This is a genomic window from Amycolatopsis sp. NPDC041971 (genome assembly GCF_055588925.1).
In genome coordinates, this window is the sequence record NZ_JBVJCE010000006.1 from 32,152 (window position 1) to 41,733 (window position 9,582).

The following is a 9,582-nucleotide window of genomic DNA, read 5'->3' on the forward strand; positions in this document are numbered from 1 at the left end:
AGGTTCCGTGAGGTAGTCGTGGCGGGGTTAGCAGCCCCCACAAGGTGGTCCGACGCCCGGGCGGAACGGCCGGGTCTTTTCCCCCCCCCCAGCGCCCCCAACGCCAAAGAAGACTCAGGAAGCCCGCCACCCACTCCAGGAGTGGACCAGCGTGCTCACCACGGAATGCGGAGCGGGTTGCGCCTCGTACTGCGAATACTTCTCCCGCAGCAGCCGCACCGGCAGCGCCTGCTCGTCGGGATCGGTCAGCACCCGGGCGACACCGTCCGCTCGGGCCCACCACAGTGCGGTCCAGTCCTCGGCATAGTGGTCGGCCAGGAAGCTGACCACCGGGTTCTCCGCGATGTTCTTCAGCCGACGCAACGCGGTGGTGCTCTTCGGCTTGTGGTCGATCGCGAACGCGACCGAGTCGCCTTCGAGGACGAACGTCACCGGCACCAGATGCGGTACGCCGTCCGAATCCGTCGTCGCCAGCCTCGCTGTCCGCTCGCCTTCGAACCGTGACCGGGCTTCCGCAGGCGTCATCCGCATGCCGCGACGGTACCTAGCCCGAACGTCGCACGCGGAGCACGTTGTCCGAACGTGTTCCGTGTTGTCCCTCGGGTCCCGGGAAATCGTGCGCGATCAGCTCTTCCCGTTCCACGGTCCATTCACCGTCGGCCAGCGCCAGCGTTTCGAGTACCTCGGACGTCGTCGGGAAGTGGACGTCCTTGTGCGGCGGCTCGTCCATCCATGTCGGCCAGCCCGCGTGGCCGGCGACCACCAATGTGCCGCCCGGGGCGACGGCCTCGGCGGCGCGGCGGAGTGCCTTGTCCCGCTCGCCGTCCTCCGCGACGGGGGAGTGGAAGAACTGCGCGGAGACGAGGTCGAAGCGCCCCTCCGGGAACGACTTCGCCAGGTCATGACGCTCCCAGACGATGCCATCGACCCCGGCCTCGGCCGCGTGCCCGGCGGCACGTTCGAGCGCGACCTCCGAGATGTCGACGGCGGTGACGCGCCAACCTTGCTGTGCCAGCCAGATGGCGTCGCCGCCTTCGCCGCAGCCGAGATCGAGCGCCGTGCCCGGCGTGAGCGCGGCGACCTCGTTCACCAGGATCGGGTTCGCCTTACCGCTCCAGACCTGTTCTTTGTCGCGATAGAAGTCTTCCCAGAACTGTTGTGTGGAATCCATGTCCGAAAGATGCCCCCGATTCGGCCGATGGCGCAAGTTCCGTTGCCGTTATGGCAAAACCTGGAGTGTGCCCGCGTCCGCGTCGAGAGTGGCCCGCGCACCGAGGGGGACGGTCGGCGAAGCCGGGACGTGTCCGACGCCGAATTCCCAGGCCATGGGCACGCCGAGCGGTCCGAGCCGGTCGAGCATCAGGGCGCGGATGGCGTCGGGATCACCGCAGGACTTCCACGAACCCAGCACGAAGCCGCGTACGTCGTCGAGCCAGCCGGAACGGAGCAACTGCGTGAGCATCCGGTCGATCCGGTAGAGGCTCTCGGTGACGTCCTCCAGCACCACGATCGCGTCGCGCGCCGAGCCTTGTTCCGGAGCACCGAGACTCGAGGCAAGCAGGGCGAGGTTGCCGCCGATGAGCGTGCCGGTCGCGGTGCCCGCCACCAGCGGCGACGACGTCGGCGACGCGATCAGTCGCACGGTGTCCGGCTCGAACAACGAAAGCCGCAGGTGTTCGGTGGCGACCGCGTCGAACAGCGTGGTCGCGGGCATGGGCGAGAACAGCGTCTCCAGTCCCAAGTGGACGTTCACGGCCCGGTGCAGTGCCGTCACGTCGCTCGACCCGGCGAACATCTTGGGCCCGGCCGCCCGCAGTGCCGCCCAGTCGACGAGGTCGAGCATCCGCTGTGAGCCGTAGCCGCCGCGGGCGGCGAGGACGCAGGTGACCCCGGGGTCCAGCCAGGCGCGGGTGAACTCGGCGGCCCGCGTCTCGTCGGATGCCGACAGGTAGCAGGCGGAGGTCGCGCGGACGCACTCGCCGACGTGGACTTCGACGCCCCAGCCGCGGAGGACCGGCAGCGCCTTCTCGACCAGGTCCGCCGGGACCGGACCCGCCGGAGCGACCAAGGCGATCGTGTCACCCGGCCGCGTCTTCGCCGGCCTCACCGGCTCAGCCGGAGCTTCGGCACGCCGGGCGTCTCGAAGCCGAAGACCTGACCGTAGAACGACAACTCCGCTTCGAGCGCGGTCACGATCGTCTCCGCCTTCCGGAAACCGTGCTGCTCGCCATCGAACCTCAGGTAGGCGTGCTCGATGCCGCACCCGGCAAGCCCGGCCACGAATCGGTCCGCCTGCTCCGGCGGACAGATCTCGTCCTCCAGGCCCTGCAAGAACAACAACGGGCCCGCGAGGGTGCCCGCGTTGTTGATCGGCGACCGGTCCCGGTAGCGCTGAGCGGTCTCCGGCAGCGGCCCGATCAGCCCGTCGAGGTAGCGGGACTCGAAGTCGTGCGTCTCGCCGCCGTCGCCGGTCCATTGCGTGAGGTCGAGGATCGGGTACATCACGGTGCCCGCGCGGTAGGTCGTCGTGGTGGTCAGCGAGGCGGCGGAGGTGTACCCGCCGGCGCTGCCGCCGCGGATCGCCAGCCTGTCGCCGTCGACGGTGCCTTCGGCGGCGAGGGCTTCGGCGACGGTGACACAGTCCGCGACGTCGACGACGCCCCACTGTTCCCGGAGCCGTTCACGGTAGGCGCGGCCGTATCCGGTCGATCCGCCGTAGTTCACCGTGACGACGGCGATCCCGCGGCTGGTGAAGTAGGCGATCTCGTAGTCCAGCACCGCGCTGTCCCGGCCGGTCGGCCCGCCGTGCGGATACACGAACAGCGGCGGACGTTCGCCGTCCGGCGCGGTGAAGTCGGCGTTCGCGGGCAGATAGACGAAGGCCGGGATCCGGTCGCCGTCGTCGGTCTTGAAGATCCGCTCCACCGGCGTCGACAGGTAGGCGGTCGACGGCGGTTCGGGCGCTGACGCGAGTTCGGTGACCGTCCCGGCTTCGAGATCGACCTTTACGACGGCGCCTTCGCGTGCCGGGCCCGCGGCGACGCCGGCCACGCAGCCGTCGTGGACGGCGAAACCGTTGGTGGACCACGCGGTGAGGTCGGTGGCGGTCGCCACCGGGTTCACTTGCCGCGTCGTCTCGTCGAGGACGGCGAGCCTGCCCGAGGCGATGACGGCGAACCGGCCGTCCCCGAGCGGAGCGAACCAGCGTGCGCCGAGTTTCCACTGCGCACCGCCGATCTCCTGTTCCGACGGCGCGAGGTTCGTGATGCCGCCGTCGAGCCCGACGCGATGCAGATTCCACCAGCCGTCCGGGTCGAGCAGCGCCAGCAGGCTGTCCGCCGTCTCCCACTCCACCTGGCAGACGGCGACGTCCGCCGCGCCGGCGAGTACGCGGTGTGGCCCGAAGGTCCCGTCCTCGCGGAGTTCGGCGACGCACAGTTCCGTGCCGTCCCAAGGCATCGCGGGATGGTTCCAGCCGATCCACGCCGCACGCGTTCCGTCGGGGGAGAGCTGCGGCGCGGTGAGGAAGTGGTGGCTGGCCGTCAGAACCCGCTCCGGACCGCCGTCGAGGGGAACGGCGATGAGGTCACGGGCGATGTCGACGCGCCGGGGGCCGGTGCTGCGTTCGCGCACCAGCCATACTTCGCCTGCCGGGCCGGGCCGGAGGTCGCTGTAGCGGATTTGGTGCCGGGTGGCCGGTTCCGGGGTCAGCGGAGTCGTGCCACCGGTGGTCAGGTCGCGGTGGTAGACACGCTGGTCGGCCCAGTGGGTGAAGACGAGGTCGTCGCCGAGGACGAGCCAGGGGCGGCCGCCGTACTCGTGGACCCGGTTCCGGACGTTCCACGGAGCGGGAAGGACGTCTTCGACCGTGCCGTCGGCGCGGGACCGCACGAGGGTCACGCGGCCGCCCTCACCGGTTCTCGCTTCGGCCCACCACACCTCGTTTCCCGCCGTTCCGAGCCATTGCGCGCTGACTCCCGAGGCCGCGACATCGGCGGCCGACAGGGGAGACGTCCAGGTGCCGTAAGGGGCGATCTCAACCACAGGTGAAGACTAGGTTCGTCCCTTTGCCCGTCACGGCCCGGGGCGCGGCGGTTTCGCCCTGGGCTTAACCTTGGGGCGGCGGATGCCGATCATGGGGTCGTGGCCTAGTGTCAAAGGTGCCATGTCTCGCGTAATCCACGTCTTCCGCCAGCCCGACCGGTTCGTCGCAGGAACCGTCGGTGAGCCCGGCGACCGCACGTTCTACCTCCAGGCGTCCGAGGACGTCCGCACGATCAGTGTGACGATCGAAAAACAGCAGGTCGTGGTGTTGGCCGAAAGGCTCAGCTCGCTGCTGGAAGAGGTCGCCAGCCGGTTCGGCGCGGACGTACCGGACGACGCGCCCGACGAGCTCCTCGACGTCGACCCCCTCACGGTTCCGGTCGAGGAGGAGTTCCGCGTCGGCACCATGGGTCTCGGCTGGGACGCGGACAGCAGCGCCGTCGTCATCGAGCTGCTCGCGATGACGGAAGGCGAGGTGGACGAAACGGTCGTGCTGGACGACACCGAAGAAGGCCCGGACGCAGTCCGTGTCTTCCTGAGCCCTGGCGCGGCGCGCGCTTTCGCGGAACGAGCCGACCGGGTGGTCAACGCCGGCCGCAAGCCGTGCCCACTGTGCGCCGAGCCACTCGACCCGGCGGGCCACATCTGCCCGCGGCAGAATGGGTACCGGCGCGACGTCGACGTCCTCGAGGACTGACCGGGTGACGGAGACTTCGCGGGAGCTGGTGACGCGCGGCAAGATCGACGTCGAAGGCAGGCTGGTCGACGCTTCCAACGTCACGCTCTTCTGCACGATCGAACTCGACGGTGTCACGGGCAACGTCGTGTACAAGCCGGTGTCCGGTGAGCGGCCGTTGTGGGATTTCCCGGACGGGACGCTCGCCGGCCGCGAGGTCGCGACGGCCATGGTCGCCGATGCCTCCGGGCTCGGCGCGATCCCGCCCACGGTGCTGCGCGACGGGCCGTTCGGACCCGGCATGGTGCAGTTGTGGATCGAGACCACCGACGAGGAACTGGTCGACGTACGGTCCCCGGACAACCTGCCGGACGACTGGCGCGTCGTGCTGCACGCGCACGACCGCGACGGTGAACCCGCCGTCCTCGCGCACGCGAATCGGCAGGGGATGCGGGAACTGGCGCTCCTCGACATCGTGGTCAACAACACCGACCGCAAGGGCGGCCACGTGCTCGCCGGTGCCGACGGCCGGATCTACGGCGTCGACCACGGTATCTGCCTGCACACCGATCCGAAGCTGAGGACGGTGCTCTGGGGCTGGATCGGTGAGCGGCTGACCGAAACAGAGGTCGGCAGGCTTCGTGGTCTGCGCGAGCGGCTGGACGGCGAACTCGGCGACGCCCTCGGCGAGCACCTCACCGGTTTCGAGATCCGCGCGCTGGCCGAGCGCACCGAGTCGCTTCTGGCGGAGGGTGTCTTCCCGGAGCCCGGAGACGACTGGCGGGCCATCCCATGGCCGCTGTTCTGAAGGTGCTGGACGATCAGGCCCGCGCACGCCTGATCAAGCGATTCGGTGACGACGTCACGACCTGGTGCGACGAACTGCCCGCACTCGTGACGCGGCTGGCGGCGCGGTGGGGGCTCACCGTCGTCGACGCGAAACCGGGCAACACCGGCCGGACCCTGATCTGCGCCGGGGAAGACGGCGCCAAGAAGGTCCTCAAACTCACCCCGGAGCACACGATCGCCGAGTCCGAGGCCGCCGCCCTGCGCGCGTGGGACGGCTGTTCGCGAGTCGTGCGGGTGCTCGCCGCCGAACTCGCCGACGGGGCGATCCTGCTGGAGGGCATCGACCCCGGCACGCAGTTGCTGGAGGCGGGGGCGAACGTGCCGTGGGCCGAGGTCGGCGATCTGCTGACCCAGGTCCATGCGGTGCCCCCGCCGCCGGGCTTCTCGACGCTGGAAGACCGGGTCGTCTTCATGTACGACCTCGCCGAGCGGGGACTGCGGGGATCGGTGGCCGAGGCCACGTTGCCGCTGGAGACGCTCGATCGCGCCAGGCTGCGGGCGCTGGCTCTCGCGACCAGCGGGGGAGGTACCGCGATCGTGCACGGCGACCTGCATCCGGGCAACGTCCTCGACGGCGGGCCCGGCAGGGGCGCGGTCGCGATCGATCCACGTCCGAGCGTCGGCGACCCGTCCTTCGATCTGGCCGACTGGGTCACGCTGCCGATGAAAGAAGGCGGCACGCTCGAAGACGGCTTCGACGCGATCGCGCCGCACCTTCCCGGATTCGACGCCGGACGGGTGCGCGCGTGGTGTGTCGCGCTCGCGCCGCTGTTCGTGATGCCTCCGCTCGAACGGGGTGAGCGGACCCCGTTCGTCGAAGCGATGCTGTCATTCTGTCGGTGAACCTGAGTCCGCGATCGACGTCGGCAGGGCGGCGGATGGCCGCCTGACCGGCGTGGCGGGGAGACGCTGACGCCGTGCCCCGATAGCGTCGACCGCCGTGCGCTCCCATTCGTACGACGACGTGCTGTCCGGTCCGCGCAAGCGGAAGATCCCCGAGGTGCCCGCCGAACCCGGGCTCGTGGTCGAAGACCCGGCCAGCGGCTTTTGCGGTGCCGTGGTGAAGATCGAGTACGGCAACGTCGTCCTCGAAGACCGGCACGGCAAGCACCGCGTGTTCCCGTTGAATCCCGCGGGTTTCCTGCTCGAAGGCAAACCGGTCACGCTGGTGTCCGCGAAGGCGGCCCCGAAGACCCCGGCCCGGCGGATCTCCGCGTCCGGTTCGGTCCAGGTCCAAGGGCTCAAGGCCCGGGTCGCCCGCGATTCGCGCATCTGGGTGGAGGGCAAGCACGATGCCGAACTCGTCGAACGGGTCTGGGGACACGACCTGCGGGTCGAAGGCGTGGTGGTGGAACCACTCGATGGTGTGGACGTGCTCGCCGATCGCATCGACGAATTCGGCACCGGCGCCGGCCGTCGCCTCGGTGTGCTGGTCGACCACCTCGTCGCGGGCAGCAAGGAGTCCCGGATCGTCGACGGGATCCGCGACGAGAACGTGCTGATCACCGGACATCCGTACATCGACATCTGGGAGGCCGTGAAGCCCTCGGTCGTCGGAATCCGCGGGTGGCCGAAGATCCCGCGTGGCACGGAGTGGAAACAGGGCGTTTGCGACACGCTCGGCTGGGGCGAGCCGTGGGAGGGCTGGCAGCGCGTCCTGGCCGCGGTCGGCAGCTACCGAGATCTGGAAACGCCGCTGATCGGAGCGGTGGAACGGCTCATCGACTTCGTCTCCGACCCGGGCGAGGAGTCCTGAATGACCGATTTGCGCAGGGTCACTCAAGGTCACGCGTCGGTCACGTCGGTTTCGCTTCTTCGGTATGAATCGGCGCGATCTGGGAGCATGAACGCATGACAGGCGCTCTCATCTGGCTGATCGCCGGGATCCTCTTGATCATCGCCGAGCTGCTCTCGGGTGACCTGTTCCTGCTCATGATCGGCGCGGGAGCCCTGTTCGGGGCCGGCTCCGCCGCGCTGACCGGGAACCCGTTCATCGACGTCGCGGTGTTCGCCGTCGCCTCGGTCGGGATGCTCGCCCTCGTCCGGCCGGCCCTCAAACGCCGGTTCCTCGCGGGACCGGACATCAAGACCAACACCGACGCGCTGATCGGTGCGCGAGCGGTAGTAGTGTCCACAGTGGACGTCGAAGCCGGACAGGTGAAGCTGGCGGGTGACGTCTGGTCGGCCCGGGCCATGACCGAAGGGGAATCGATCGCCCCGGGGACATCGGTGACGGTCGTCGAGATCTCGGGCGCCACGGCGGTCGTCTCCGCCGAGCTGTGAGCCGAACAGCAAAGGGTTTCTACGTAAGGGGAAGGTAGTTGTCAGAAACAGTGGTGTTCATCGTCGTCGGATTGCTCGCGTTGTTCGTGGTCGTCGTCGTGGTCAAGGCGATCATGGTGGTGCCGCAGGCGCAGTCCGCTGTGATCGAACGGCTGGGCCGGTTCCGGACGGTGGCTTCTCCCGGCCTGACGTTTCTGGTGCCCTTCCTGGACAAGGTGCGGGCGCGGATCGACCTCCGCGAGCAGGTCGTCTCGTTCCCGCCGCAGCCCGTGATCACCGAGGACAACCTGACCGTGTCGATCGACACGGTCGTGTACTTCCAGGTGACCGACTCGCGCGCGGCGGTCTACGAGATCTCGAACTACATCGTCGGTGTCGAGCAGCTGACCACCACGACACTGCGTAACGTCGTCGGTGGCATGAGCCTGGAGCAGACGCTGACCTCGCGTGACTCGATCAACAGCCAGCTGCGCGGTGTCCTCGACGAAGCCACCGGCCGCTGGGGTATTCGCGTCGCCCGCGTCGAGCTGAAGGCGATCGACCCGCCGCCCTCCATCCAGGACTCGATGGAGAAGCAGATGCGGGCCGACCGTGAGAAGCGCGCGATGATCCTGACCGCCGAAGGTCAGCGTGAATCGGCGATCAAGACCGCGGAAGGTCAGAAGCAGAGCCAGATCCTCGCGGCCGAAGGTGCCAAACAGGCCGCGATCCTGAGCGCGGAGGCGGAGCGGCAGTCGCGGATCCTGCGGGCGCAGGGTGAACGCGCCGCCCGGTACCTTCAGGCGCAAGGTCAGGCGAAGGCCATCGAGAAGGTTTTCGCGGCGATCAAGGCCGGGCGTCCCACGCCCGAGGTCCTGGCGTACCAATACCTGCAGACCCTGCCGCAGCTGGCGCAGGGCGACGCGAACAAGGTCTGGATGATCCCGAGCGACTACGGCAAGGCCCTGGAAGGCTTCGCCCGCGCGCTCGGCGCCCCCGGTGACGACGGTGTGTTCCGCTACGAGCCGCCGAAGGAAGACCCGGTCGAGAAGCCGGACCTGGAGGACGAAGAGGTCCAGGGTTGGTTCGACACCTCCAGCGACCCGAAGGTCGCCGAGGCCGTCGCGGCCGCGGAAGCCGTGGCACGCAAGGAAGTTCCGGCGCTGGGCGTCGCGACGCCGCGACAGGAGCCGCCCGCTCCGCGTCAGGTTCCCAAGGCCGCTCCCGCTCCCGAGCCGGAGGCCGCACCGGAGCCTCAGGTTCCGCCGCCCTCCCGGTTGCCACAGCCGCAGCCGCCCGCCGGTCCGCAGGGTGGTCCGTACCAGGGGCCGCCGGCGCAGGGACCGGGCGCAGGCCCGTTCCCGCAGCAGGGCCCGTTCGGTGGTCCGCAGGGTGGTCCGCCGCCGCAGCGCTGAGTCAGGTGAAGGAAGAGGGCCGTCCCGTCCGGGGCGGCCCTCTTTGTTTGCTTTGCGGGGCATTCGCGCGCAGCCGCTGTGACTGTGGTGATCTTGAAGATAGTGAAGAACCTCCTTCGCTATCTTCAAGGCAGGATCCGGGCAAGTCGCATAACCGCTGGTCAAGTGAGGCGTTTGCGAAGGATGCCACGAAGGATGCCACGAAGGATGCCTTCCGTCCTGGTCAGGCGCGGTGGGGGGGGGGGGGGGGGGGGGGGGGGGGGGGGGGGGGGGGGGGGAGGGGGGGAGAGGAACGAAAAGGCCACATCCACCCCTCCCCCCCCCATGCCCCCCCCT

Annotated in this window: 10 protein-coding genes; 6 read left to right on the top strand and 4 right to left on the bottom strand. The window is 69.3% G+C overall.

Annotated features, from left to right (window positions below):
- Positions 1-114: 114 nt before the first annotated feature.
- Genes ACZ6DT_RS14710 through ACZ6DT_RS14725 form a run of 4 tightly spaced genes read right to left on the bottom strand, consistent with a single transcriptional unit; the run spans position 115 to position 4,044 of the window.
- A complete protein-coding gene (locus ACZ6DT_RS14710) occupies positions 115-531 on the bottom strand; it encodes a TIGR03668 family PPOX class F420-dependent oxidoreductase (protein ID WP_465594102.1) in 417 nt (138 codons plus the stop codon).
- A gap of 13 nt (positions 532-544) precedes the next feature.
- Positions 545-1,171, bottom strand: coding sequence for a class I SAM-dependent methyltransferase (locus ACZ6DT_RS14715; protein WP_465594105.1), 627 nt, complete (start codon positions 1,169-1,171; stop codon positions 545-547).
- A gap of 48 nt (positions 1,172-1,219) precedes the next feature.
- Positions 1,220-2,107: a S66 peptidase family protein gene (locus ACZ6DT_RS14720; protein WP_465594108.1), complete on the bottom strand. Its 888-nt coding sequence runs from the start codon at positions 2,105-2,107 to the stop codon at positions 1,220-1,222.
- Entirely contained in the window at positions 2,104-4,044 is a 1,941-nt protein-coding gene (locus ACZ6DT_RS14725; RefSeq protein ID WP_465594111.1) for an alpha/beta hydrolase family protein, read from the bottom strand. Before ACZ6DT_RS14725 ends, ACZ6DT_RS14720 begins: the two co-directional genes overlap by 4 nt.
- 121 nt (positions 4,045-4,165) lie before the next feature.
- Here ACZ6DT_RS14725 and ACZ6DT_RS14730 point away from each other — a divergent pair, with 121 nt between their 5' ends.
- From ACZ6DT_RS14730 to ACZ6DT_RS14755, 6 genes are all read left to right on the top strand, one after another.
- On the top strand, positions 4,166-4,741 hold the full coding sequence (locus ACZ6DT_RS14730) for a DUF3090 domain-containing protein (protein WP_037312366.1): 576 nt from the start codon (positions 4,166-4,168) through the stop codon (positions 4,739-4,741).
- Positions 4,742-4,745: 4 nt separating this feature from the next.
- Complete coding sequence (locus tag ACZ6DT_RS14735; protein ID WP_465594114.1) at positions 4,746-5,528, top strand: SCO1664 family protein; 783 nt, start codon at positions 4,746-4,748, stop codon at positions 5,526-5,528.
- On the top strand, positions 5,513-6,412 hold the full coding sequence (locus ACZ6DT_RS14740) for an aminoglycoside phosphotransferase family protein (protein ID WP_465594117.1): 900 nt from the start codon (positions 5,513-5,515) through the stop codon (positions 6,410-6,412). Before ACZ6DT_RS14735 ends, ACZ6DT_RS14740 begins: the two co-directional genes overlap by 16 nt.
- Positions 6,413-6,509: 97 nt before the next feature.
- Positions 6,510-7,325, top strand: coding sequence for a DUF3097 domain-containing protein (locus ACZ6DT_RS14745; protein ID WP_465594120.1), 816 nt, complete (start codon positions 6,510-6,512; stop codon positions 7,323-7,325).
- A 95-nt stretch (positions 7,326-7,420) separates the two neighbouring features.
- Positions 7,421-7,852 (top strand): NfeD family protein, encoded by a 432-nt coding sequence (locus ACZ6DT_RS14750; protein WP_465594123.1) that lies wholly within the window; start codon positions 7,421-7,423, stop codon positions 7,850-7,852.
- 50 nt (positions 7,853-7,902) lie between these two features.
- The gene (locus ACZ6DT_RS14755; RefSeq protein ID WP_465594862.1) at positions 7,903-9,246 is read left to right on the top strand and encodes an SPFH domain-containing protein; all 1,344 of its coding nucleotides are present in this window, start codon (positions 7,903-7,905) and stop codon (positions 9,244-9,246) included.
- Positions 9,247-9,582 lie beyond the last annotated feature (336 nt).